The sequence below is a fragment of the uncultured Tateyamaria sp. genome, assembly GCF_947503415.1.
Classification (GTDB): domain Bacteria; phylum Pseudomonadota; class Alphaproteobacteria; order Rhodobacterales; family Rhodobacteraceae; genus Tateyamaria.
Genome location: NZ_CANNDS010000001.1, coordinates 2,204,834 through 2,230,639 on the forward strand (window position 1 = coordinate 2,204,834; position 25,806 = coordinate 2,230,639).

14 protein-coding genes are annotated in these 25,806 nt (G+C 57.3%); 8 read left to right on the forward strand and 6 right to left on the reverse strand.

What is annotated here, in order from left to right; translation table 11 throughout:
• Window position 1: 1 nt before the first annotated feature.
• Window positions 2–1,852 carry an ATP-binding protein gene (locus Q1A32_RS10930; protein WP_299652596.1) on the reverse strand — a complete coding sequence of 617 codons (1,851 nt, stop codon included), beginning with the start codon at window positions 1,850–1,852 and terminating at the stop codon, window positions 2–4.
• Between the two features lie 363 nt (window positions 1,853–2,215).
• Here Q1A32_RS10930 and Q1A32_RS10935 point away from each other — a divergent pair, with 363 nt between their 5' ends.
• Window positions 2,216–4,333 (forward strand): calcium-binding protein, encoded by a 2,118-nt coding sequence (locus tag Q1A32_RS10935; RefSeq protein WP_299652599.1) that lies wholly within the window; start codon window positions 2,216–2,218, stop codon window positions 4,331–4,333.
• Window positions 4,334–4,972: 639 nt separating this feature from the next.
• A complete protein-coding gene (locus tag Q1A32_RS10940) occupies window positions 4,973–5,500 on the forward strand; it encodes a dihydrofolate reductase family protein (protein WP_299652602.1) in 528 nt (175 codons plus the stop codon).
• Between the two features lie 357 nt (window positions 5,501–5,857).
• Here Q1A32_RS10940 and Q1A32_RS10945 read toward each other — a convergent pair whose 3' ends face one another.
• On the reverse strand, window positions 5,858–6,892 hold the full coding sequence (locus tag Q1A32_RS10945; RefSeq protein ID WP_299652605.1) for a LacI family DNA-binding transcriptional regulator: 1,035 nt from the start codon (window positions 6,890–6,892) through the stop codon (window positions 5,858–5,860).
• Window positions 6,893–7,067: 175 nt separating this feature from the next.
• On the opposite strand from Q1A32_RS10945, the gene Q1A32_RS10950 reads away from it, so the two are divergent.
• The 6 genes from Q1A32_RS10950 (at window position 7,068) to Q1A32_RS10975 (ending at window position 14,696) form a co-directional block, all read left to right on the forward strand.
• A complete protein-coding gene (locus Q1A32_RS10950) occupies window positions 7,068–8,342 on the forward strand; it encodes an ABC transporter substrate-binding protein (RefSeq protein ID WP_299652608.1) in 1,275 nt (424 codons plus the stop codon).
• Between the two features lie 79 nt (window positions 8,343–8,421).
• Window positions 8,422–9,315: a carbohydrate ABC transporter permease gene (locus Q1A32_RS10955; protein WP_299652611.1), complete on the forward strand. Its 894-nt coding sequence runs from the start codon at window positions 8,422–8,424 to the stop codon at window positions 9,313–9,315.
• A gap of 3 nt (window positions 9,316–9,318) precedes the next feature.
• Complete coding sequence (locus Q1A32_RS10960) at window positions 9,319–10,143, forward strand: carbohydrate ABC transporter permease (RefSeq protein WP_299652614.1); 825 nt, start codon at window positions 9,319–9,321, stop codon at window positions 10,141–10,143.
• 19 nt (window positions 10,144–10,162) lie between these two features.
• Window positions 10,163–11,287: an ABC transporter ATP-binding protein gene (locus Q1A32_RS10965; protein ID WP_299652617.1), complete on the forward strand. Its 1,125-nt coding sequence runs from the start codon at window positions 10,163–10,165 to the stop codon at window positions 11,285–11,287.
• A gap of 23 nt (window positions 11,288–11,310) precedes the next feature.
• Complete coding sequence (locus tag Q1A32_RS10970) at window positions 11,311–13,293, forward strand: alpha-amylase family protein (protein WP_299652620.1); 1,983 nt, start codon at window positions 11,311–11,313, stop codon at window positions 13,291–13,293.
• Between the two features lie 1,004 nt (window positions 13,294–14,297).
• Window positions 14,298–14,696 carry a GNAT family N-acetyltransferase gene (locus Q1A32_RS10975; protein ID WP_299652623.1) on the forward strand — a complete coding sequence of 133 codons (399 nt, stop codon included), beginning with the start codon at window positions 14,298–14,300 and terminating at the stop codon, window positions 14,694–14,696.
• A 6-nt stretch (window positions 14,697–14,702) separates the two neighbouring features.
• Here Q1A32_RS10975 and Q1A32_RS10980 read toward each other — a convergent pair whose 3' ends face one another.
• From Q1A32_RS10980 to Q1A32_RS10995, 4 genes are all read right to left on the reverse strand, one after another.
• Window positions 14,703–15,731, reverse strand: coding sequence for an adenylate/guanylate cyclase domain-containing response regulator (locus tag Q1A32_RS10980; protein WP_299652626.1), 1,029 nt, complete (start codon window positions 15,729–15,731; stop codon window positions 14,703–14,705).
• Entirely contained in the window at window positions 15,724–16,059 is a 336-nt protein-coding gene (locus Q1A32_RS10985) for an Hpt domain-containing protein (protein WP_299652629.1), read from the reverse strand. Before Q1A32_RS10985 ends, Q1A32_RS10980 begins: the two co-directional genes overlap by 8 nt.
• Window positions 16,056–24,641, reverse strand: coding sequence for a GAF domain-containing protein (locus Q1A32_RS10990; RefSeq protein WP_299652632.1), 8,586 nt, complete (start codon window positions 24,639–24,641; stop codon window positions 16,056–16,058). The genes Q1A32_RS10985 and Q1A32_RS10990 overlap by 4 nt, the downstream gene beginning before the upstream one ends.
• Window positions 24,642–25,325: 684 nt before the next feature.
• A complete protein-coding gene (locus Q1A32_RS10995; RefSeq protein ID WP_299652635.1) occupies window positions 25,326–25,727 on the reverse strand; it encodes a hypothetical protein in 402 nt (133 codons plus the stop codon).
• Window positions 25,728–25,806: the final 79 nt, after the last annotated feature.

Sequence of the window (25,806 nt, forward strand, 5' to 3'; positions counted from 1 at the left end):
CCTAAGCCTCCTGTCTGCAAGGCAATTTCACCTGAAAGGTCGCACCACCTTCCGGCGGTGATGCGACCGTCAGTTGTCCGCCATGTGACGACACGATGCGGTCGGCGAACGCCAAACCAATCCCGGTCCCCATGCCAACTTCTTTCGTTGTAAAAAAGGGTTCAAAAATTCGCCCCATAGCTTCGGGCGGAATTCCGGGGCCATTGTCTGAAACCTCAACAACAACACGGGATCCTTCCACATCCCAACAGGTTCGGATCATCAATTCTCCGCGTTTATTGTGTCGCTTCAGGGCTTGCTGGGCATTGACCATCAAATTCATAAAGACTTGGCCCAGTTGATCGGCGTCGACCTCTATCAGGGGGAGGTCTGGCTGCAAATCGAGGAAGATTTGTATGCCGTCTTTGGAAAAGCTGTGACTGACCAAATCGGTGGTTTCCGACAACAGATCATTCAGTTGGCAGGGTGCGACCATGGTATGGCGTTGGCGTGCCATCGCTAGAAACGTATCTACGATCCGAATGCATCGGTCAGCTGCCGAAGAGATCCGTTTGATCCGCGTTAGCGTTTTCGGATTCGCCGTGCTCTCCTGAAGCATCAACGCGCAACCGGAAATGATCGATAGAGGGTTGTTCAGTTCATGTGAAACACCTGCCAAGAGTTCCCCAAGCGCCGACAGCTTTTCAGTCTGATGCGCATACTCTCTCTGGCGTTCCAGCTCTTTCTGCATGGCAAGCTGTTCGGTGATGTCACGCGTCGAAGACACGATGACCTGTTCGCCGCTGAACTCGGTCACCCGGGCTGATGTCAGGCCGTCCATTGTGGTGCCATCGCCACGGCGGAATTTTACTGGATAGTCGTTCAACTTGCCGGTGGGTAAAAGTGCTTCGAGATACCGCGTCCGGGCGTCGGGCTCGAGAAAGAAGGACGACGCTTTTGTAACGGGGCCAAACCGCTCGCGCGATGCGGGCGCGGAGTAGAGGATATGCCCATCCGAAACGCGGGTCACGAGGAATGTCGTGGGGCTTGCCTCAACGATCTTGCGAACCAGCGCATCAGCATCCCTTTCCCGTTCTTCGGCGCGCTCTCGTTCGGTGATATCAACCGCTGTCGCAAGGACACCGCCGAACTGCGTGACAAAGGTCGAAATCTGGACTGTGCGGTCAGCTGCCTTGGTGATCATGTATTGTTGCGGGCCAGCGTGCATCGACACGACAGCATCGGCAGCAGCAGTGGCCACGGTTTGACCATCACCCAAATCGAACAGCCCCACCTGTGCCATCTGCTTGTTGGCCTCGAGGATCGAACGCCCCTTTCCGACGGTCCAGGCCAGATCGCGCCAAGCCGCGTTGCACATTTGCACGCGTAGGGTCGCGTCCCACAGGATCATGCCCATGTCGACAGACCCGAACGCCGCCGACAGCAATTCAAGCGTACGGCGCTCGTTCACCACGCCCCGGTGCTGATCCCGGAACGTGACAAGATACCCGCCATCTGCGGTTGGACTGGATGTTGCGCTCAGCATATGCCCGCTCGCAAGTTCGACATCTGCGTCCTGCACGAAAGACTTGACGGCGGTTTCATAATTCTTTGCAAGACTTTCAATGCTGACAGAAGGGGGGAAGACGATCTGGCCACCCCGGATCAGATGTTCAGCAACCTGAGTTATCGTCCTTCCTGTCAAGCCTTCCGGATCAGCGTCAGCAAGAATGTCCTCTGCGCGGGCATTTGCCAAAATGCAGGTGCCATCGGCATCGAACAGGATGGTCGCCTGGTTCAGCGCATCAAAGGCTGCGCGCAAAGGTTCGGGTTCGATACAATTGATCTGTTCTGAAAGGGACGCGTTCTGCATGCTCGCTTCTCTGTCGTGCGCTCCCAGACCAATGGGTCAGGATTTGATCCGGAATGTGTCAGGATTCGATTCAATTGTATCGTTTGTATCTGACGGTGGACGATAGCTGGCCACATTGTGCCCGCCGAACGCCCCTCAGCGCCCATGACAGCTTGGTTTGTCGTGCGCGTGGCACGGTCTTTGAAGCGGTGCGCAGGTGATACAAATTTCTACAAGCGCGAAAAGCATCAGACACAAAGACATGACAGTTAATGGTGCGCCGGATGCAGAGCGCAGCTCTTGTCCGGCATCGGCACTTTTTATGACAAACCATGACGCTCCGCTTTTCCGGAGCCTTTCATCAGTAATAGAAATGAGGACAAGATGGGTACGAGTATCGGCAATCTGGCCGCTGTCGCGCATAGCGCCAAAACGACAGATCAAACAATTGATTGGACTGCACTCAGCCTGGGATGGCTGGAACCCGAAATCATCATAGATGCACCCGGTATCCAAGACCCGCTCGATTTCGAGCGCGCCATCGAAGTTGCAAATGAAAGTGTCCTGATCCCGGTTCCTGACGTGGCACCGACGGAATTTGATCTCGACCAACGGTCGGAGGTGATAACAAGCGGGTTGGGGCCGGTCGCCACAAGTGGATTAGAGAACCGCGCAGAGCCGGCGTTGCACGCCACGCGGTCATTTGAAAGCCATTGGGTGTCGACTTTAGGCGGCGCCACTTCACAAACGCCGCATGGCGCCTTGCTGGATACGGCAGCCGCCGTTCATGCGCAAAGTGGCGGTATCTTCGGGTTGGATGACGATACATATGTATCTGGGACGGAATGGGACGATGTCTTTTACGAGATAAATCACTATGCCTCGGACAATATGCCAAATGGATGGGCGTTTGGGCCTTCGCATTTCTGGGGCGAGGGTGGGGACGATATCTTTTACACCGTGGATGGTCTCGGATACCGAGGTATCGACACCGACATCCTAGTGGATGTCTTCAACGGTGGGACAGGTACAGATACCGTCAGCTATATCAGGGCAAGCGTTGGTGCGGCCATCAATCTTGAAGCGGGGATTGGCTACCGTTTTGGCCAGAACTGGAATCATCCGAGAATAATTCGGGCGGAGCGGGACGATCTGATTTCCATCGAAAATGCGACGGGCTCACACCATGCGGACCGCATTCGTGGCAACTGGGAAGACAACGTCTTGCACGGGCTGGGCGGCAATGATGTCATGTGGGGCGGCCTTGGCGATGACACCATGCGTGGTGGTGCTGGCGATGATGCGATGCGCGGCGAAGATCACGATGACCTGATGTATGGCGATGAGGGCAAGGATCGTCTTTGGGGCGGTGCCGGAGATGATGAAATCCACGGCGGCGCGGATGATGATTCCGCCAGTGGCGGCGTCGGCGATGACCAGATCTATGGCGACGGCGGCGACGACAAGCTACACGGCAACGAGGGTGCAGATACGATCTACGGCGGCGAAGGTGATGATACCATCGACGGGGGCAGCGGAGACGATGAGCTCCATGGTGGCGGCGGAGATAACTCCATCCGCGGTGGATGGGGCGAAGATCGCATCACCCTAGGTGACGGCGGCGAGGCCTGGGGGGACCAAGGGGACGACGTGATCCACGGCAGCAACGCCCGCGACCTCATTCATGGCGGTGCACACGACGATACCCTCTTTGGATGGGGCGGCAATGACGAGATGTCAGGCGGGTCGGGGGACGACACAATATATGGCGGCGACGGCTTTGACACTGCCAGCTACCAAGACGCTGGAGGTTCAGTTACCGTGCTTTTGTCCTGGGACCGTGGTTTTGCTGTCGGTGCTGCAGGGAACGATCAGCTCTTCAGTATTGAATCGATTGTCGGAAGTGACTTCGGGGACGTGATCAGTGGCGACCACGCGTTCAACACGCTTCTGGGCGGTGGGGGTGATGACATCGTGGCAGGCAATGGCGGCGTGGACATCATCTATGGCGAAGGCGGCGACGATGACCTGCGCGGCGGGTCTGGTGACGATATCGTGCTGGGTGGTGAGGGCAATGACCGGATCCGTGGAGGCGACGGGCTCGATGAACTGACAGGCGGCACCGGGGCTGACAGCTTCGTTTTCGCCGGCGGTGATTCCGGCGCAGATACGATAACCGACTTCGAGCTGGGCACCGACCGGATTGTCTTTGACGACTTCCTCGCGAACGCACCAGGTGTCGGCGAAGACTATGTTGGCGAAGTCTACGCCTTCTTCGCTGATCAGCCCGGTGACAGCGCGCTCATGGCGCGCGCCAATGAAGGGTGGGTGCATATTGCCACCTTTGAAGGCATTGGCTTGACAGTTCTGTCAGAAGCAATCGCCGACAGCAGTCTGTTTCACGGGCATAGTGAAGGCCTGGGCGGAGGACCCGGTGGCTGGGCACCGGTCGGCGGCGATCATCTGCCCATCTCACTCGGTGAAGAGTTGATGTTTGGCTGACCAGTACAATCGTTACTCGGATCGGGCGCCGCGACGCAGCAGCCCGTTCCGGTACGGATCTCTTCAAATCTAAATGAACCTGTCCTGGCTTTGTACCGCGTATCTTACCACACTGGTGCCGAGCGCCTTGGACCAATGGATCTACCGCAAAAGGCTTGGGCAGGAATTGTAATCATGTTTGCAATTCCTTGCTCCAGACTTGGCTTCAATACAACCTTCTGCTTCAGTGAGGGCCCATGCGCGTCCCAGCTCTTTTCTTCAAACGGACATACAGACATGTTTGAGAGTCATGACATCATCGATCCCATGTCGTGATCCCTCACGGGCAAGGCCGCTTTGCTTGCCTCCGCCAACAGGGACCTCAGCCGTTGAAATCATATCGCTTTGGACCGCTCTGTTGGAGGTATGGTACGCGGTCCGGCTAACATGCTGCGACCGATCCTGGGGCTGCTGGGAGCCCAACCGGCATGCTGCTGCATCTTGTTCGAAGGTCCGCTTCTAAGTGGCTGCGTGTTGACCAAACAAAGAAATCTCTCTAGGTGCACACCCAATCAAGGAGTGCTCTGCCAGTGATCAAATAATTTCCAACTTATGCAGAAGCCCAACGGCTTTTAGGGAATTATTGAACAGGAGCATCTCATGCATCCCATTATTTACGACGTCGCCGTCTCGGTAGACGGTTTTATCTCTGGTGCTTCCGGGGACATATCGAAATTCGCACATGAAGGGCCTGTCGTAGACGACTACGCAAAGCGCCTTCAAGCCTACAAAGTGGCAATCATGGGCCGAAAGACCTATGAGTTCGGATATCGTTTTGGCCTTGAACCGGGCCAAAACCCTTATCCACACATGAAAACAGTTGTCTTCTCCGACGCTTTGGAGGTTCCGCAAGGCTCTGAAGTCTCAGTTTGCAGCCGACCCACACCTGACGAGATCAGGGCTTTGGCGCGCAACGCGGATGGCCCAGTGTATCTTTGCGGAGGTGGCGATTTCGCAGGGTGGATGCTGGAACGAGAATTGATCAACCGTATCATCCTCAAGCGTGCGCCATGCGTCCTCGGGATCGGCACGACCTTATTTCGCGCGTGTGCTCGCCCCATCAGCATGTCTCGAGTCAGAACAGAGACCTATGCGAATGGCTATCTTCTTGAAGAGTTCGAAGCCTAGTCAATCTCAAAAAGCGGGCAATCCGTCACGAAGTACGATTGTCCGCTAAGCCCCGCCATGCTCAAACCGCTTTCGCAGTACCACGCTTGCCGCTCAGCCTCACAATTAAACTCTGCATGTCTATCGCAGTGCCTAAGACCTCATCGGGTATGTGATATCCTTTCGATCAATTACAGCCGTAGCCCGTCGTCGCGTCAGACGACGAACACCAGTCAGGCTTCGCGCTCCAAGGACTGCTCGATTAAACGTCTGAGTAGCGAGGCAGTTATCCGTGCCTACGCGATGGAAAGAGTGTTCCGTGTTCACAGCTTGGATGGGTGGGATTGTCTATTCTTCCGGGTTTCGGCCCGTTTAGTATTAAGTGTTGCCGGACAGTGTCATGACCGAATTGCCGGTAATCAGTCTGGGCTTCAGTTCTGACAGCCTTGGCCCTTTGTCTTCCTCCGGTCGTTCGCCCCGATCGACTATCCATTTGGTCGCGAGTTCTGCCATTTTGGATAACGGCTGCTCTGCATACGTGATCTGCGGAGACATGAATTTCGGCCAGGGTGCAGCGTCGACGGAAACAATGGAGATGTCGTCCGGGCAACTCAGCCCAGCATCCCACACGGCTTCAATCACACCTGCACATATGAGGTTGTTGGCCGCGATGATCGCGCTCGGCCGTATTTGCCGCGACAGTAGACTTCGCGTCATTGCCAAAGCCCGCTTGCCGGCAAAGTCTGCATGGACCACGTTTTCGTCTGGAACCGAAAGGCCGGCATCGGACATCGCCCGCTCATATCCTTCCAGTCGGCGCGCGGCGGTGTATATATCTCTTTCACCAGACACATACGCGATACGCTCGTGCCCCTGCTCGATCAGATGCTCGCACAGAATCCTAGTTGCCGTAGCGTTGTCGAGGCCAACATGGTCACATCCGAGGCCGGGTAGTTTCAAGTCCAACGTCACAATCTCAATACTCAGAGCTTTCAACTGCTCCAAATGCTCTTTGCTATGCCCCGCGCTGGTCAGAATGACACCTTTGACGTTCAGTCGCTCAAATTGTCGGAGGATCGTAAGCTCCTTTGTTGCGTCTCCGTTACTTGTCGCCGTCAGGAGGAGATTATCGGTTTCAGCGGCGGTCTGCTGCGCTTGGGTCAGGACCTCTGAATTCAGCGGGTTGTGCATGTCAACGATCAGCAAGCCAATCATCGCACTGCTTTGCGACTTGAGGCTTCGGGCAATGGGGTTGGGGCTAAAACCGAGTTCAGTCGCTGCCTGACGGATCCGCGTTACGGTCTTAGGTGCCACCCGTTGAGGTGCAGAAAATGCAAGCGAAGCAGTGGATTTGGCGACGTTGGCGGCGCGTGCAACGTCAGCCAAGGTCGTGCGTCTGATCTTTTCGGTCAATGGAACCTCGCCGTGAGTTTCATCAAGTCAGCTAGCACGGCAGGTTGCAAATACGTTTTGATTTGAAGCCCGAATCGCGTACCGTCAATCTATCGAACCGGTTCGATAGATCGTTTGCAACAAAATTAATCTGCACAAGATGTTTGTCGGGCCGATGGATCGGGAGGAAAAATAAATGAGTTTCAAGACCATTACGAGCGCCTGCATTCTGAGCGCCACGTTGACCACCGTCGCCGGAATAGCGGTTGCGCAAGATGCAACTGTTCGCTTCTGGACTCTGCAAGGTGCCACCAACCAGGAATTCTACGAGCTTGCCGAGAAGAATTTCGAGGAGGCAAATCCGGGGGTGGACGTCGTTGTCGAGTATTTCCCCAACGAGGCCTACAAGACGGCCATTCAGGTGGCGCTGAACGGGTCAGAACCGCCGGATGCGTTCTTTAACTGGGTTGGGGCCGATACCAGCCGGCTCATTAACGACGGGTTGGCGATGGACATTAGCGCCTTTGGTAAGGACGAGGGCGGGTTTCAGGCAGAATTGAGCGAAGGTTGGCTGTCCTCCATGCGCCTTGATGATGGGCTTTACGGTGTGCCGATGGAGGCCAACTCCAAGTACTTTTACTACAACATCGGGTTCTTCGAGGAACATGACTTGAACGTACCGGAAAACTTCGACGGTTTGCTTCAGCTTTGCCGCGATGTGCGCGCAATCGATGCCGATATCGTACCTATGCCGCTGGGCAATTCCGAGCGTTGGAAACTGATCCACTTCATGACCATGCTGAACGAACGGGTGGTCGGAGCGGAAGCTGCGGCAGCGGACTATGCGCTGGCGGCATCGGCGGATGATCTGTTCACCAATCCCGGCTATGTGGCGGCTTGGGAAAAACTCCTCGAACTTCAGGGCGCAGGGTGTTTCCAGGATGCACCGAATGCGACATCGCCTGAACTGACCCGCTCGATGTTCACGGCAGAGGCGTCCCCTATGATCTACTGTGGCACATGGTGCGCGGGCATCTTCGACAGTGAAGGATTCACCGATTACGCTATGTTCCGCATGCCAATGATAGATGGCGGTGCGGGTGCGGAAGGCACCAACATGGTGTTCATTCAGGGTTTTCAGGTGGCAACTGCCACTGAGAACCCGGAAGAGACCGTTGCATGGTTGAGCTATCTCGTTACGCCTGAGATGGGCGCAAAATATGCCGAGATCAACAACCGTATCCCATCGAACCCGACGATGCTGGAAAGCAGCCAAGGCCTGACGGATCAGTTCAAGTGGATCGCTGCGGACATCAGTTCGGTCACCCAGCCGATCAACGTTCTTGATGTGTTGCTCGAAAACTCAGTGGCCGAGGCGTATCTCGACGCTGGCGTCGAGGTTCTCAATGGAACACTCACTCCCGAAGGTGCGGTCGAAGCGATCCGCAATGTAGCGCTCGCCGCGATGTAGACGCGCACCTTGTCCGGGCCGCGCAGCGTCGTGTGGCCCGGAGAAACCCCACGCACAAGACCCGGGAGCGTCAGTCGCCATGTCAGCCAAAACGGCGAGGTCAATACGATCCGAAGGCACGTTGACCTATGCGATGATGCTGACACCGGCGCTGTTGTTGCTGGGGGTCTTCGTATTCACGCCGGGTGTTCTCGTCATCTACAGTTCGTTTTTCGAATTTGGCCTGACCTCTGCGACATGGACCTTTGCCGGCTTTGGCAATTACGTCCGCGCCTTTGCAGATCCGATCTTCTGGACAGCGCTCTACAATAACCTTTTCATCGTCATCGGCTCAATCATACTGCAGGTCGGTGTGGGCACCTTGCTGGCTGCGGCTCTGGATCGGGGTATCACTGTTGGCAGCACGCTGCTGCGCACGATCATCTTCGCGCCCATGGTGATCTCTTCTGTGGCCGTCGGCATCGTCTGGCTGATCGTGCTGGACCCCAATGTCGGGCCACTCAATGTCATCGTGAAGGCGTTCGGAATGACTCCGCCGCGCCTCGGATGGCTTGGAGACCCCAGCATTTCAATCTTTGTGGTCCTGTTCATTTCCGCATGGCAATACACCGGCTTTATGGTGGTGCTGATCCTGGCCGGACTACAGGCCGTGCCGAAAGAGATTTACCAAGCCGCAGCACTCGACGGAGCAACCGGTCTCAGGGCGTTCTGGTTCATAACGCTTCCGTCGATCCGCAATATCCTCATTGTGGCTGTGCTGATCACGACAGTTGGCGGCTTCAAGGTCTTCGACCTGATCTTCGTCACCACGGGGGGCGGGCCTGCGAATGCTACGCAAGTAATGGGCACGTATATCTACCACCAGGCATTCAACATCGGCAACGCGGGCTACGCCAATGCGATTTCGGTGGTTCTGCTGCTGATCGCGGTGATCCTCGGCTGGCTGCAACTCAAGACATCACGGCGGAACTGAACCATGGACACGCCGCGTCTGAACCGAACGATCCTTGCGCTTTATGGCTTTGTCGGCCTCTTCAGCATGATCATCCTGCTGCCCATGCTCTACATGATCATGGTCGGCTTCAAATCGAAGTCGTCAATGTTCCTTGATCCGCTGGGTTGGCCCGACAGCCTGTCACTGGATGCGTTTGAACGGGCATGGGGTGTCGGGATCGCGTCCTTCCTGCTCAATTCACTGATGGTGACATTTCTATCGGTGGTCGTCATCGTCGTTGTCAGCGGCATGGCCGCATATGCCTTGGTGCGCATGGAGGGTCGCATTGGCAAGTTCATCTACCTTCTGATCGTGGCCGGGTTCGCCATCCCGATGCAGGCCGTGCTTGTGCCGTTATTCCAGATCATTTCGGGCGCAGGCATGCTGAATGACCGCTTGGCAATCGTGCTGCCCTATGCGGGCTACGGCATCCCGTTCACGGTGATCCTTTTTTATGCGTTTCTTCTGGATTTCCCCAAGGAGTTGGAAGAGGCCGCCCGGCTGGACGGTTGCTCTAGGTTTCAGACCTTCATTCGGGTGATCCTGCCGCTGTCCGGCCCTGCAATTGCCAGTGCCGCCATCTTCCAGTCGGTTTTTATCTGGAATGAATTCATTCTGGCGCTGATGACGCTGACCTCTCCCGAAGTCAAAACGCTGCCTGTCGGCATCCTTCAGTTGCGCGGCGAATATTCGGCAGACTGGCCCGCGATGATGGCGGGGCTGACATTGGCCACGCTGCCCTTGCTGCTGATTTTCACCTTCGCGCAGAAATATTTCGTCCGAAGCCTTGCCGGTCTCGGCAAATGACGGCCCGTTGGAGGCAGATATGAGCACCGTTCGAATATCAAACCTGAAAAAGAACTATGGAAATTTTGAGGCGATCAAGGGCGTCGATCTCGAGATCGGAGACGGTGAGTTCATCGTCATGGTCGGCCCGTCGGGTTGCGGCAAGTCGACACTCTTGCGCACGATCGCGGGGCTCGAAGGAGCGGATGCGGGCCAGATCTTCGTCGGTGCGCGCGACGTGACGTATGAAGAACCCGCTGATCGCGGAGTGGCAATGGTGTTCCAGAACTACGCCCTGTACCCGCACATGTCCGTTGCCGGGAACATGTCCTTTGGCCTCAGAATGGCCCGTATGCCCCAAGAGGTCATCATGGCCGCGATCAACCGTGCCGCGGGCATCCTTCATATCTCCGATCATCTGGACAAACGCCCTTCCGGACTTTCTGGCGGGCAGAAACAGCGTGTCGCCATCGGGCGGGCCATTACGCGCCAGCCAGAGGTATTTCTGTTCGACGAACCCCTGTCCAACCTCGACGCAGCCCTGAGGACCAAGATGCGGGTCGAACTGGGCCGACTGCACGGCGAACTGAACGCCACAATGATTTACGTCACGCACGACCAGATCGAGGCGATGACCATGGCCGACCGCATCGTTGTGTTGCGCGACGGCGAAATCGAACAGGTCGGCTCGCCACGCGAACTCTACAACCGACCCGCAAACAGGTTCGTTGCGGGGTTTCTGGGATCGCCCAAGATGAACTTCTTCGATGCCCGCGTGGCAGAGGTCGATGGGGCACAGGTCACAATAGACTTGCCGGGCCTCGTGCGATTGGAGCGGACGCTCAAAGGGACCGAGAGAATGGATGTAAGGGCAGGGGACACCGTCGTTCTCGGCATTCGGCCCGAGGCCATAGGCACTGGCGATCTGAGCTTTGCGCTGGACGTCAATCTTGTTGAAAACCTGGGCCGGGAGACGCTTGTCTACGGCACACCCCAAGGGTTTACCAGCGTCGAAGCGGATGCGGACGACGGCGACATCGTCGTGCAATACCCGCGCCAACGCGACGTTGAACGCGACCAGACGGTCGAAGTCCAATGCGCCTCGGAGTCCTTTTACATCTTCAGCGTTGACGGTATCGCCCTGTCTTTCGCGCAAGATGTCTAACCAGAAAAAATGATTGGATCAAAATGCGCTTCCGCCAAATTCACCTGGATTTTCACACGTCACCAGAAGTGCCTGGTGTCGGCTCAAAATTCGATTCCAAGACCTTTGCCCGCACGCTAAAAGGCGCGCATGTCAATTCGATCAATCTGTTTGCAAAGTGCCACCACGGGTATTCTTACCATCCCACCAAAGTGGGCAAAATGCACCCGCATCTGGACTTTGATCTATTGCGTGCGCAGATCGACGCCTTGCAAGCCGAAGGGATAAAGACGCCAATCTATATCACTGCCGCCTGGGATGAACTGGCCGCCGCACAGCACCCGGAATGGATCATCGTCGATCCCAAAACCGGCGAGAAGATGCACAACGGCACGGATGGGCGGCAGGGATGGTATTTTCTAGATCTTAGCTCGCCCTACAAGGACTACCTTTACGCCCAGATCGAGGAAGTGATCGAGCTTTTCCCCGATGCGGGCGGGTTCTGGATCGATATCTGCCATCAACACCTGTCGGTCGGCGACCCTGCGGTCGCCCAGATGCGCGCGCGGGGCATGGACCCGGACAATCAGGCCGATCTGATCGATTTTGCGGAATCCGCTTCGCTGGCCAATCTCGACCGCATCAGCACGATGGCGCGACATGCGGGTTTGCCCGTATTCTTCAATTTTGGCCATCTACGTCGCGGCCGAAGCGACGTCTTGCGCACTTATTTCAGCCACCTCGAGATCGAAAGCCTGCCAACCGCGGAATGGGGCTATGATCATTTCCCGGTATCTGCGCGCTACGTCGAAGCGCTTGGCATGGATTATCTGGGCATGACCGGCAAGTTCCACCATCTGTGGGGCGATATGGGGGGCTACAAAAAGCCCGAAGCCCTGATCTATGAATGCGGTGCGATGCTGGCCCACGGCGCGCGCATCTGCATTGGCGATCACCTTCACCCGACCGGGCGCATCGATCCATCAACCTACGCCAATGTCGGCAAGGCCTTTGAATGGGTGGCCGCCTGCGAACAGTGGTGCGAAGGCACAAGTAACGTGGCCGAAATCGGGTTGATCAGCACCGAAGCGATAGAAAGGCCGCGCTATGCGGGACCTTCACCACATCACAATACCATCGACGACGGCGCGGTACGGGTCCTCTTGGAACACAAATTCACATTTGATGTTCTCGACGCCGACTCCGACTTCAGCGCCTACCGCTTGCTGATCCTGCCCGACGCCATCCCCATTAACGCGGACCTTGCGGTCAAGCTGCAGTCCCATGTCGATCAGGGTGGGCGACTATTGCTCACTGGCTCCAGCGGTATCGGCGCGGATGGTGAAATGCTGTTTCCAGCGGGCACCATTCGTTGCGGTGTTTCGGCGTTTTCCGGTGGGGATTTCGCCCTGCCAACCAAAGACTTGCGCGCTGATTTCGTCGATGAACCGCTGTTCATGTATGGCCCCTCGCAGCAACTGAAGCTGGACGGCGGCGCATCGCTTGGCAGCGTCTTCGACCCCTATCTGAACCGAGAGGGACGCCGTTTCAGCGGCCATCTGCATGCGCCCAACCGGCCTGATCCAAACGGTTTCGTCTTCGGTGCACGCTTGGACGGAGTTACCCGCTTGGCTCATCCTGTGTTTGGCCTCTACCATAAAGTCGGTGCGCCTGCGCTTCTTGATATTATTGGGAACGTGATTTCTCAGGCGCTCGACGCGCCGCGACAGATTGCGAGTTCTCTGCCAGTGGCAGGGCGGGCAACCTTGCGGAGGAATGAGGCACAACACGTGCTGCATTTGCTCTACGCCAACCCGATCCTGCGTGGTCGGCTGAGAGGTGACAACGTCCAACCAATCCAAGATATCGTTCCGCTGCACGACGTCGATGTGACACTGCAAATTAAAGACGCCAGCCGCGTGACGCTGCAGCCCCAAGGAACCGAATTGCGGTTTCGTACCCACGATGGCTCGCTTTCGTTTTCAGTGCCCAATGTGACCGGGCACCAGATGATTGTGGTCGAGTAGAGGGGGGCAATCTCAACCCGCACGCGCGGCGGCTTGGAACGCATCCAGATCTTAAGCTGCCTAGACCACAAAAGAGCGCTTGGCCTACGCAGCCATTGCTGCCGCGTCACTTGAAATCATAACCGCGTCGGGCCCCGATTAGCCGATTCCTGATTTGGTTCCGCCTTACGATTTGGTTCTGAAAAAATGAAGGTGCGGACCGATAAAGGAGACAACGTGCTTACAGGCGGATGTGCGTCAATTGTCGGAAGTGCAGCAGTAGGTGAACATCCACGCAGTTGGCGATCGCGCGCGTGTGACGTAGTTTCTGCCCGGCAGCGATACCTACTATCCACCTGAATGCCTTTTCGACGGTGATGATTATCGCTTTGGTTGAAACAGCGCACAGCACACTTTGGAAACCAATAGTTGAAGGCGGGTTGGTTCGGCGAACTGTGAATTTAGCTTTCGTCGGATTTCGCGCGTGCAGCCAATGTTTGCAATGCGGGCTGCGACCGCAGCATCCAGATAACGTGGTCAACGGCCGCAACGGGCCGTTCATCAATTTTGGCGGCGCGTTTGGGCCCGATGCAGCGCCGCTGCGGAGTTCGGTAGTGAGCCCAAGTGCCCAATGCTGTATCATGTCCCAAGCTTTAAGGAGCACCGCAGAGCCAATATTGGATCCAATGATGACAGCCTGAAGCCGTTACCATCAATCGGTTTCATTGCTTGTGTTGCAGCCCGCTCAGTGGTCATTCCTTTCGTTTCTATGGTGTTTGCATACTCGAATTAAGAACTCATGGATGAAATCGCTGAACGTGGGAGACTAATCGCGTTCGCAAATTGACTTATTTGACTTAACCGAATGAAAAACACACTCTTCCGAAAAGGAGAACACGATAGGAGCTTGAGCAGAGGGGATCTCGATGAAACTGACATCTGACGACGCGGACGTTGAGACCGCTCGTGGTCTTTGCCGGCAATGGCTGGACTGGCATTAGCAAAATTACCCATCGGACTGGCCCGTGGACGGATACCCGATGGAACGTGTCCGGTTCGAGGACATCCTAGAGAACGTGTCACCCCTGCACGCAAGACCGCGTGGCGGTATCGTTGTGGCGTATCTTGACGACCAACCGGTCGGCTGCGTCATGTACAATGAAATGACGGCTGGTGTTGCCGAATTCAATCGGATGTTTTTAAGCGACGCGGGCCGGGGTCACGGGTTTGGTCGCCTTCTTTTGGATAAAATGTTCAAGCAAATGATCGAAGACGGGTACCAAACAGTGGTCTTTTCATCCGCAACTTTTCTGACACATGCGAAAGCGATGTATCAAGCCGCCGAATTTACCGATGCGTCGCATCCCGAAGGCTTCCCTGACGAGTGGAAACCCTACGTCCATTTCATGGAACGTGCGCTTTAGAGACCATCATGCAAAAGTAAACGCGTTCACTGTGTTTGCGAACCCTTTCAAACGAACGTTGGCGATCTCGCGGGTTTGGGAGGCATTCAGCAGGCTGGCACGTGTCGTCTGGTCAAACAGGATCTCGCAGCCGGCAACCTTGGTGTACGCTTCCAACCGGGCCGCAAGGTTCACCGTTTTGCCAACGCAGGTGTAAGTCGCACGGTGTTGCGTGCCTGTATACCCAGCGACCACTTCACCCGTGGCGATCCCGAAACCTATCCGCAAGGGCGCCTCTGTGACCGCTGCACGTTCTTCATTCAGGGCGGCGGTCATCGCAAGCATGTCTTGTGCGGCAGATACCGCGCGTTGCGCCGAATTCTCCAGCGGGTTGGGGGCACCAAAGAGCGCCATGAGCCCATCACCGACCATGAGGCTGACAATGCCCCCCTGACTGGACACCGCGTCGAACATCAACGTGTAATAGGTGTTGATCAGATCAATCGTGGCTTCTGGCGTCATGGTCTCGGAAATGGCCGTGAAATCCCGGATATCGCAGAACAGCACCGTTGCAACCCGGCGCTCCCCCCCGATGGCGAACCCGCTTTCGGTGAGCTGATCCGCAACCTCCTGGGTGGCAAACCGGTTCAGCAGTGCCTTTTGCTCGTCTTGCAGCCGCTTGCGTTCAAGGCTGGCGCCGACACGGGCCTTGAGCAGCACCTTGTTCACAGGTTTTGGGATGTAGTCCTCGGCCCCCAACTCGATGCAGCGCACGACGTTGTTGAGCCCTTCGATTGACGAGGTCACGATCACGGGCAAGTGGCGCAGGGCGGGGATACTCTTGATCGCTTCGAGCACTTCAAAGCCATCCATTTCAGGCATCTCGATATCCAGAAGAAGGATGTCGAACCGATCAGATGCAAGCATGTCCATCGCAATCCGACCGTTTTCGGCGACGGACACGCGATGGCCCAGCATCTCGACACTGCGCGTCAAGAGCAGGCGGTTCACCTTGTTATCGTCGACAATCAATACATGCCCGGGCGCATCATTCATCGCATAGAGACCTGAGCGCTGTTTCGGTATCCGACCATGTGGTTTCAAGCTCCACGACCGGTGGCGGCGCGTCGGACAGGCTGGTCAGTTCCATCTGTCGCGACAGGTCAGCCAGCGCCTTTGCCCCGAAAATCTCGGCATTCGATTTGATCGAATGCGCAGCGCGGCGGTAGCCGTCAGCGTCCTGCGCATCCACAGCAGTTTTCAGGTTTGCGAGCATCGTCGGTCCTTCGCTCAGGAAGGTGTCGAGAAGCTCGGCGGCAAAATCCGCGCCCATCGCCTCACACAGCTCGGCGTAGGTTTCGGTATTCACGATATCCTTGGTCATTCCTGATCCTCTCGCGATGTCGGAACGTTCAAAAGGGCTTCGACCAAGCGATCCACCCGGATCGGTTTGGCGATGTAGTCGTCCATGCCTGCGGCCAGGCACATTTCCCGGTCGCCCTGCATCGCATTGGCGGTCATCGCGATGATACGAGGGCGTCCTTCTGCATGTTCGCGGTTGATCCTGCGCGAAGCCTCGAGCCCGTCCATTTCGGGCATTTGCACGTCCATCAGGACAACGTCATAGGTCTGGCGCGCCACACTTTCGCAGGCCTCAATCCCGTTGCTGGCCAGATCGATGCGATAGCCCATCTGTTCAAGCAGCCGTGTGGCGAGTTTCTGGTTCACCAGGTTGTCCTCGGCCAGAAGGATGCGCAGGGGATGACGCTTGGCCATGTCGGGGTCCGATTGCGGCTTTCCGGGTGCCTTGGGTTTGACCTTGGTTGCGATTGCCGGTGCAAAGAGCGTGACGAGCGTGTCAAACAGCTGAGACTGGCGCAGCGGTTTGGCCAATGCGGCGGCAAAGAGGTCCTTGTCCTCGTCCGTGTCGCGCAGCCCGAGCGAGCTGAAGAGGATTTTCGGCAGGTCCGGTTGGCGCGTCTGGATCTGGCGAGCGAGGTCGATGCCGTCCATCTCGGGCATGTGCATATCAAGGATCGCAAGATCAAAGCGCTGCCCGGCATCAAGCGCCTTCAGCGCATTGGACGGCGTCGAAAACGCTGTGGTTTGCGTGCCCCACTTCTGGGTCTGCAAGGTGAGGATCTTGAGGTTCGTCGCGTTGTCGTCGACGACCATCAGACGTTTGCCCTGTAGTTCGGATTGTTCGCCGATCAGGCTGCGGCTTTCGGTGTCGGGCAGTGCGGCGGGCTTTGCTTCGATGGCAAAGTGAAAGGTCGATCCAGTGCCCGCACCGTCGCTTGTCGCCCACATGGTCCCGCCCATGAGTTCCGCGAGCCGCTTGGAAATGGCAAGGCCCAGCCCGGTGCCGCCATACTTCCGGGTTGTGGAACTGTCAGCTTGACTGAAGGACTGGAATAGGCGGCTCATGCCCTCTTCGGTCAGCCCAATCCCGGTATCGCGGACGCTGAATTCGAGGGTTGTTTTCCCACGGTCCGAGCGGGCGGCTTCGACCGACAACACCACTTCGCCTGCATCGGTGAACTTGACCGCATTCGACAGCAGGTTGAGCAGGATTTGCCGCAGGCGCGTCAGGTCCGCGCTGATCCCGACAGGCACGCAGTCATCATAGACATAGGCAAGCTCCAACTGCTTTTCGGCAGCGCGCCCGCTGATCAGATCCAGCGCGGATTCGATACAATTGCGCAAATCAAACGGGTGGTCCTCAATGTCCATCTGCCCGGCTTCGATCTTGGAGAAGTCGAGGATTTCGTTGATGATACCCAGAAGCGCATCACCACTGTCGCGGATGGTGCGGGCATAATCAGCCTGCTCGGCGTTCAGCTGCGTATCCATCAGCAAACCGCTCATCCCGATCACCGCGTTCATCGGCGTGCGGATTTCGTGGGACATCGTGGCAAGGAAGGCGCTTTTGGCCTCATTGGCCTTTTCGGCCTCTTCGCGGGCGTCCTGAGCCTCGCGGAAAAGGCGCACGTTTTCGATGGCGATCACCGCCTGATCGCAGAACGATTTTGCAACGGCAATTTCTTCACGACTGAACGGCCGAGGGTCTTGCCGGATAAACAGCATGACGCCGTGCGACGTACCGCCCTGCACCAAGGGTAGCATAAGGGATGCGCGGACACTGTATTTTTCAAAGGTGCGTTGCTCAAAGGGCGTCAGCGCGACCGTTTCCCAATCCGGCAGATGCAGCATGGTGCCTGATTGCATCACCTGACTGGGGAAGTTCATCTCAGGATCGAATGGAAAGCTGTTGTTGGTCTCATCTATCACCTCAAGACCGCCCTGTTGCGCGCGCGCAATGACTTTGAACTGATCCCCCGAAAGGATCGTCGCGCCGACCATATGGCAATCCACCAGCCGCACCCCGGCTTGAACAATTTCCTCGAAAACGGGGCGCACGTCTGTGGGGGACTCGCTGATCACCCGCAGCACATCCGCGCTGGCTGTCTGGCGCGCCAATGCATCCTGCGTTTCGTTGAAAAGCCGGACGTTTTCAATTGCGATCACCGCTTGGTCGCAGAAGGTCTTGGCCATCGCTATGTCTTCGCCGCTGAATGCACGTGTCACCGTTCGCGAAAATGCGACCGCACCCAAACACGTCTCGCCGCGCATAAGCGGCATGTAAAGGGCCGAATGAATGTCGAATTTTTCCCGTGCCCAATACTCGTCAACAGGCAGGTCAACCGCCCAGAAGTCGGGCACATGGACCATTTCCTTGTTTACAATCGTGCGCGCCGGGAAGCTGCGTTCGGCATCAATCAAATTGCCATCGCCCAGGTCGAGGATGGGCCCGTGCGTGCTGACCGCGCCGCGCGGAACAAACGTGTCGCCTTCGACAATCATCACCGAACAGACGTCACAGTCCAGCAGTCTCACCGCAGTCCCTGCGATCGCCTCGAACACGGGGCGCAGGTCCGTCTGCGCCTGGCTGATGACCCGAAGAATGTCGGCGCTGGCGGTTTGCCGCACGAGGGCCGTCTGGGTTTCGTTAAACAGGCGTGTGTTTTCGATGGCGATGACGGCTTGGTCGCTGAACGAGGTGGCCAGGGCAATCTCGTCTTCGCTGTACGCCTGTTTCGCGCTCCGCGCCAGCGCCAGCAGACCGAACAGTCCGTCCTTCAAATTCAAAGGCAGATAGAGCGCAGAATGAACGCCATACCTCTGATGTATGCCCTCTTCGTGCGGTGGCAGATCAATCGTCGACCAATCGGGAAGGTGCAGCAACTGCCGTGACTGGATGGCGCGAGATGGAAAGTTCTGCGCGGGATCGACAGGCAAGCTCTGAGGCCCGAGATCTTCAATGACCCCGGCAGGCGTTGCGCCAGCGACAGGCGCATAGGTCTTGCCGTCCGTGGTCATCACAAAGGCCATATCGCTTGCAAGCAGTGATGTCGCAGACGCGCAGATGGCTTCGAATACCGGCGTGACATCGCCGGGAGACTGGCTGATGACGCGCAAAACGTCTGCGCTGGCTGTCTGGCGCGCGAGCGCGGTTTGTGTGTCATTGAACAGACGCGCGTTCTGGATGGCGATAACGGCCTGATCGGCAAAGCTTTCCAGAACGGCGATGTCCTCTGGGGTGAAGGGCTTCACGTCGCGCTTGTAGAGGGCGAGGTTGCCGATCCCCAGCCCCTTGTGCACCAAAGGCACGGCGAGGAAGGTGCGAACCCCTTCCTCGTCTACCGCATGGCGGCGGATTTCGTTGCCCGTGCGGTAGAGGTCGGTTTCTTTCAGGTCGGGAATTTGGACCGCTTTCTTGCTCCGGATCGCAACGGCGTTGGACAGGTCGTCATCGAGCGGCCACTGCGTCTTGCCCACTTCCAGCGCCTGCAACCGGTCGCCATGATGGGCCACAAGACTGGCATGCGTGCGTTCGGGATTGACGATGTTCAGGCTGGCCATCGGCGCGTCACAGAGGTCCGCCGCACGGCTGAGGATCGCATCAAAGACAGGCGAAAGATCATCCTGCGTTTCACTGATGACCCGAAGGATATCGGCGCTGGCGGTCTGACGCTCAAGCGCATCCTTCGTTTCCCAAAAGAGCCGCGCGTTCTGGATCGCGATCACCGCTTGATCTGCGAACGTTTCCAGCAGTTCCCTGTCTCGGAGGGTAAATGGGACCCAGTTATCGTCATTCATCATACGCGTGACGAGAATCCCTCCTATAGGGCTGCCCTGCCACATCATCGGAGCCACAATCGCAGACATCTTTTCTGTGTCCTTGCCAAATTTTGTGGCCATCTTCTTGAGAGCCTCGGGGGCATTAGGATCGTTCGCCACATCGGCGTAGTGCATAACCTCGCCTTGCCTGACAGCGCCGCTCAGGATTGTCTCTTCAAGCGGCATCGGCTGGTAATTCTGGGCGGTCAGTGTGGCGGCCTCGCCTCGGAAGGCTGCCAGGTGGACCAGATTGCTTTCGTCCAGTGTCATCAGCGACAGATCGGTCGATTTGGTCAGTCGCTCGCAACTGTGGAGGATCTTGGAGAAGACGGGCTTGGTATCTTCGACCGAGTTGGAAATAACCTCAAGCACCTCCGCAGTCGCCGTCTGGCGTTCCAGCGCCTCCTCAACCTCAAGCGTCCGGGACTTGGTTTCCTGCATCAAACGTGCGTTTTCGATGGCGATGCCGGCTTGCGCGGCAAAGCTCTGGATCAATTCGATATCCGAGTCGGATGGTGGTGCAGTATGCGGCCACGCCACAATGACAGCGCCCCAAATCTGCGCGCCAGCGCGGATCGGCACACCCAACATGCGCCGCCACCCAACCGCCTTGGCCAATTCAGGCGCGTAGTAAACGTCCCCGCTTTGCGCGTCTTCGATTTCGACCACTTGCCCGCTTTCGATCACCATGGGCGACATGTGACCTTTGCCTTCGGTGAACGGGTAATCATCCAATAGTGCGGCGGCGCGGTCGGGGGGAAATCCATATTGCGCGCAGAAGTGGTAGGCTTCTCCGTCAAAGCGATCCAGAACGCAGAACGACGCCCCGCAAAGCTCTGCGGCCTTTTGCACCACCAGATCAAAGACGGGCTGGGTGTCTTCGACCGACTGGCTGATCACACTCAGGATCTCAGCGCTTGCCGTCTGCTGTTCCAGCGCCTGCTGCGTCTGAACGAAAAGCTGCGTGTTGCGCAGCGCGATGACCGCCTGATCACAAAACGACTGCGCCAGGGCGATATCCTGATCCGAAAACGCGGTCTGTTCCGTCGACCCAATGGCAAGTGAGCCAATGCTGGTGTCACCCTGCATGAGTGGAATATAAATCGCGGACTTTAGCCCCAGTTGTTTTCCTCGCTCGACCTCATGCGGAGGAATGTCCGCGTTTGGCCAGTCGATGATGTGCTGCACTTCACCGGTGACCATAGCGCGGGAGGGGAAGTTTTCGTCCGGGGCCAGAGGATGCAGTGGCACTCCGTCAGAAGTGAATTTCTGCGCCCGTTTGCGCGCAACTTCCACTATCCTGTCGGTGATCAATACGCCTTTTGGACCTGATCCAGCTGATGGGAAATAGTGGTCTTCATAGCGCTGGTGAAAAATGGCCAGATCGGCCTTGATCAGCTGCGTGGCGTTGCTGACAATGGTCTCCATGACGGGTTGCACGTCGGTGGGCGACTGACTGATCGCGCGCAGGATTTCGGAAGTGACTTTCTGCCGTTCCAGCGCCTCTTCGACCTCTGCGGTGCGAGCGCGCGTTTCCTGCATCAGGCGCGTATTTTCGATTGCGATGCCGGCCTGCGCCGCAAAACTTTGGACCAGTTCAACGTTCGCGGGTGGTGGTGCGGCGGTGCCCGGCCAAGCCAAACTGATCACCCCCCAGATGCGCCCTCCGTCACGGATCGGTACACCCAGCATACGCCGCCAACCGACAGCGGCCGCCCGGTCTGGCGCATAATACTCCGCCCCGTCTTGCGCGTCCTTTATTTGGACAACCGACCCGCTTTCGACCACCTTGGCCGCAATATGACCTTCAGCCTCTGTTACGGGGTATTCCGCCATCAGGTCATCAGCCAGTTTCGGTGGAAACCCGTGTTGCGCGCAAAAGTGATAGGCCTGCCCATCAAACCGGTCCAGCACGCAAAACCGCGCGCCGCACAGCTCGGCTGATTTCTGCACGATCAGGTCAAACATCGGCTGCAGATTCAAGGTCGATTCGTTAATGACCTGCAGGATTTCCGCGCTGGCCTGTTCACGCACCAGCGCCTCTTCAACCTCTGCGGTGCGCTGCTCCGTTTCGGTGAAAAGCCGCACGTTTTCGATGGCGATGGCGGCCTGTTCGGCAAAGGTTTGCGTCAGGTGGATATGCGCCTCGGTCGGCGTGACGCCGTCGGGCCAGGCCAGAATGATCGTGCCCCAGATCGTACCGCCGACAGAAATCGGGACACCCACAATTTCACGAAAACCGTTCTCAATCGCCAGCTTGTAGTCTTTGTAGCCAGGGGCTTGTCCGTCCTCGATGCGCTCGACCGCGCCGCTTTCCACCACTCTGGCCGACAGGGAATCCGGGCCTGCAGGCCGCGGAAACTGGGCCAGATAGCTGTCGAGATTGGCCTCATCAAAACCGGCGGTCGCGCAGTGATGCTGCATCCCGTCTTCGATGCGCCACATATTGCAGAATTTGGCGCCACACAGCTCCATCGCAGATGCGGCGATCAGATCGAAAACAGGCTGAACGTCACCTGGATTCTGGTTGATGACACTGAGGATGCCCGCAGTGGCCGTCTGGTGCGCCAGTGCTTCCTCAGTCTGGGTGAACTGCCGCGCGTTGTCGATCGCGATGACGGCGTGTTTTGCAAAGTTTTCGATCAATGCGATGTCCGTCGGAGTGAATGGGCGGACCTCGCGGCGGCTGAGTGCAATTGCGCCGATAGCCTCGCCGTCACGGATCAAAGGCACGGCCAGACGGGACCTGATGCCTTCGCCATCGACCAGCGACACGGTGATCGGTTCGCCGCCGCGATACGCATCGGTGTCGGCCAAGTCGGGCAATTCGACAACCTTGCCTGTCCTGATTGCTGTGGCCGCTGTCTGTGGGCCGCTTAGGGGCCATTCATCGCCCGGTTTGGACACCTCGTTGGCGTGGCCCCAATTCGCGGCAAGCTGATAGGTTTCGCGAGACGGCATGCGCAGGACCAAGGCGGCCTGATCGGCACCGCACACGGTTGTGGCCTGTTCCAGAACGGTTTGAAAGACGGCTGCGGCGTCATCGCGGCTTTGGCTGACAACTGACAGGATTTCCGAGGTTGCTGCTTCCCGCTCAAGCCGCTCCTTCACCTCGCGGAACTGGCGCGCATTTTCGATAGCGATGACCGCTTGATCCGCAAAGGTTTGTATCAGCGCAATTTCATCGTCGGTATATGGCTTCACGACATCGCGCGGATGCAGCAGGCAGCCGATCCCCTCACCGTTATGGATCAGCGGTATAAACAGGTTGGTCCGCATCCCGGCATCTTCGACCATCGGCACAAATCGCGGATCGCCGCGTTTGTATTCCTCGGTTTCGGCCATGTCGTGAATGTGGATCACCTGTTTGCCGATGATCGATTTGGGCGTGATCGACTGGGCCGGGTCCATCGGGAACCGCTGATCGTGGAACATCTGGGTTATGTAGTCCGGCACATTTTCGCTGGCGGCCATGCGTTGGTACGCGTCGCCTTGCCGTCCTAGGATCAAGGCCGAGAAAGAGGCGCCCAGCAGACGGTGACCAAGCTTTACGATCTTTTCAAAAACGGGCGTCTCGTCGTCACGGCTGCGGCTGATGACGGACAGGATGTCGCGCGTCGCGGCCTCGCGCTCCAGCTGCGTTTGCACGGCACGAAACTGGCGCACGTTTTCGATGGCGATGACCGCCTGTGCGGCAAAGCTCTCCACCAGGGCGATTTCGTCGTCATCAAACGGATGCATCCGTTTGCGGTACAACCCCACCACGCCGACCGCCGCGCCGTCACTTGTCAAAAGCGGAACGGTCAGCATGCTTCTGATGCCTTCGTCGTCCGCGATCTTGCGGCGGTAGTGCTCGCCCTCGATATAGGGCTGCGTCAGCCGCAGGTCTGGCGAATGCACCACGCGCGCCTCACGCACCGATTGCGCGATCTGCATGGGGCCATCGATCGGCCAGACATCCTGACCGAGGTTGTAGGTCGGCAGGTCCATCCCGATATGGGCGGCGTATTCCAGATGCGCACCGTCGGATGAGACGCGCGACAAGGTCGCCAGATCCGTCTCGCACAGCTGTGCGACATTGCGCAGGATAACCTCAAAAACAGGTGCCTCCTGCGCGCGCGAGGCACTGATCACCTTGAGCACTTCGGCAGAGGCGCGTTCACGCTCCATCTGTTTTTGAACGGCCTGGAACTGGCGCTGGTTTTCAATCGCAATGACCGCCTGAAGCGCAAATGCCTGGACCAGCGCAATCTCGTTTGACGAAAACGGAGCGCGTTTGCCCCGCAGCAATGTGATTGCGCCGATGGCCCCCTGCTGCCCGACCAACGGGACAAAGAGAACACTGCGGATGCTGCTGTCATCGACCATCGAACGCACCACAGGGCTGCCGGCAGAATAGAGATCGCTGTCACCCATGTCTTCGAGCGCGATCAGGCGCGCCTCGACAATGGCCCGCGCCGTGTACGACAGGTCCGGGTCCATCTTCATGCCGCCCGTTTCAAAAAGCTCGACCGCCATCGGAGCCATGTCAATATGCGCAGCCAGCGTCTGGACGTCGTCCTGCGGTGTCGCGAGGATCAGACCCGCCATCTGCGCGTTACACAGCTCAACGGCGTTGGTCAGAATTGTTTGAAAAACGGGGCCATCGTCGTCCCGTGACCGGCCCAAGACCTGCATGACATCGGACACCGCCGTCAGTTGCGCAGCCGTCGCGCCATCCACCGCACCGCTTTCCGTAGGCCTTGATGTACTTTGTTCCGTTGCGTTCGCTTTCGATTTGCTCAAGGCGCTTGGCTTTCAATCAACAAAGACTGCTAACCTATTCAAGACAATTCAGAAGTCTGCAGTTATAATATTCTAAGGGTTACCATGAGCTGGTTTCCCTGTGAAGCCGCAAGCCTCAGGTTGACGTCGGGCGGTACCTGTCAACCCGTGGCCTCGGGAAAAAGTGTCCTGCAATTGAAACTCTCCCGGACTGTTTTCTCGTTCACCAGATTGACACAGGCTAGCAGCGAAACAGGTAGCGACGGACGCAGTGCGCTATGGGCGCCCATCTGAGTGTGGGACCATGCTACCACTTTTTTTGTGCTGCTCTTGAAGCAGCAGGCGTGTCCAAACGTGTGTCACCCTTATCCGTGACGCGGTGAACAGCACGGCACCGCAGCGATGACTGCTTCCTGCCGGTGCGAGCGCACACACCGGACAATGGCGCTGAAAAACCGAAATGCAGCAAAGTACGGCGACATTCCCATTCATTGACCTCTAGATTTTGCTATCGCAGCGAATGTCGGCAATGCGGGCTGCGATCGCAGTATGGCAAATGGGTGGACAACGGCAGCTTTGGGCCGAAGCCGTCATCCCGATGAAACTTAGGCCGATCATGTACAAACGCTCAAACGGACCATTCAGATGGAGCTGATCAGTCCGAATTTGAGCTTTCGCACGCCTGTGTCACTGGAGTTTGAACATTCAATACATCACCGTGTTAAGCGTGATGGAAACGGGTACACCATCTTCGACCTGTGCACTGCCGCGCGCAAGCAGCCAGCCGTCTTCGCGCTCCAAATGCGCAACGACCCGTACGGTTGGCGAAGCGGAAGAGCTTGCGGGCGTTATCAGGGAAAATAGGATCTGACGTGACTTACCGTCGCTTTCGACCCGTATCTGTTGGTCCCCAAGCCGCTTCTTGGCCTGATTGGCAGGGTCCTCCAGAAAGATTTCAATTTGGCCTGCCGGGATAACCTTGCCACCCTCATATGTTACGCCGCCCTGCATATCTCTGGATTGAGCTCCCACTGTTCCGGCAACCACGGCAACACCCGTGAACATTGTCCCAACAAACAAGGTGCGGCGATTGATCTGGGGCGTCATTGCGGCTTCTCCCTTAGCTGGCAATTCAGTTTTACAGAGCGTGCTGGAACCGGAAAGGGCGCATTGAATGCGCCCTTTC

Excerpts from the sequence above, each read along its gene's own strand:
- Q1A32_RS10930 (WP_299652596.1), bottom strand. The coding sequence starts at position 1,852 with ATGCAGAACGCGTCCCTTTCAGAACAGATCAATTGTATCGAACCCGAA.
- Q1A32_RS10935 (WP_299652599.1), top strand. The coding sequence starts at position 2,216 with ATGGGTACGAGTATCGGCAATCTGGCCGCTGTCGCGCATAGCGCCAAA.
- Q1A32_RS10940 (WP_299652602.1), top strand. The coding sequence starts at position 4,973 with ATGCATCCCATTATTTACGACGTCGCCGTCTCGGTAGACGGTTTTATC.
- Q1A32_RS10950 (WP_299652608.1), top strand. The coding sequence starts at position 7,068 with ATGAGTTTCAAGACCATTACGAGCGCCTGCATTCTGAGCGCCACGTTG.
- Q1A32_RS10955 (WP_299652611.1), top strand. The coding sequence starts at position 8,422 with ATGTCAGCCAAAACGGCGAGGTCAATACGATCCGAAGGCACGTTGACC.
- Q1A32_RS10960 (WP_299652614.1), top strand. The coding sequence starts at position 9,319 with ATGGACACGCCGCGTCTGAACCGAACGATCCTTGCGCTTTATGGCTTT.
- Q1A32_RS10965 (WP_299652617.1), top strand. The coding sequence starts at position 10,163 with ATGAGCACCGTTCGAATATCAAACCTGAAAAAGAACTATGGAAATTTT.
- Q1A32_RS10970 (WP_299652620.1), top strand. The coding sequence starts at position 11,311 with ATGCGCTTCCGCCAAATTCACCTGGATTTTCACACGTCACCAGAAGTG.
- Q1A32_RS10980 (WP_299652626.1), bottom strand. The coding sequence starts at position 15,731 with ATGAATGATGCGCCCGGGCATGTATTGATTGTCGACGATAACAAGGTG.
- Q1A32_RS10985 (WP_299652629.1), bottom strand. The coding sequence starts at position 16,059 with ATGACCAAGGATATCGTGAATACCGAAACCTACGCCGAGCTGTGTGAG.
- Q1A32_RS10995 (WP_299652635.1), bottom strand. The coding sequence starts at position 25,727 with ATGACGCCCCAGATCAATCGCCGCACCTTGTTTGTTGGGACAATGTTC.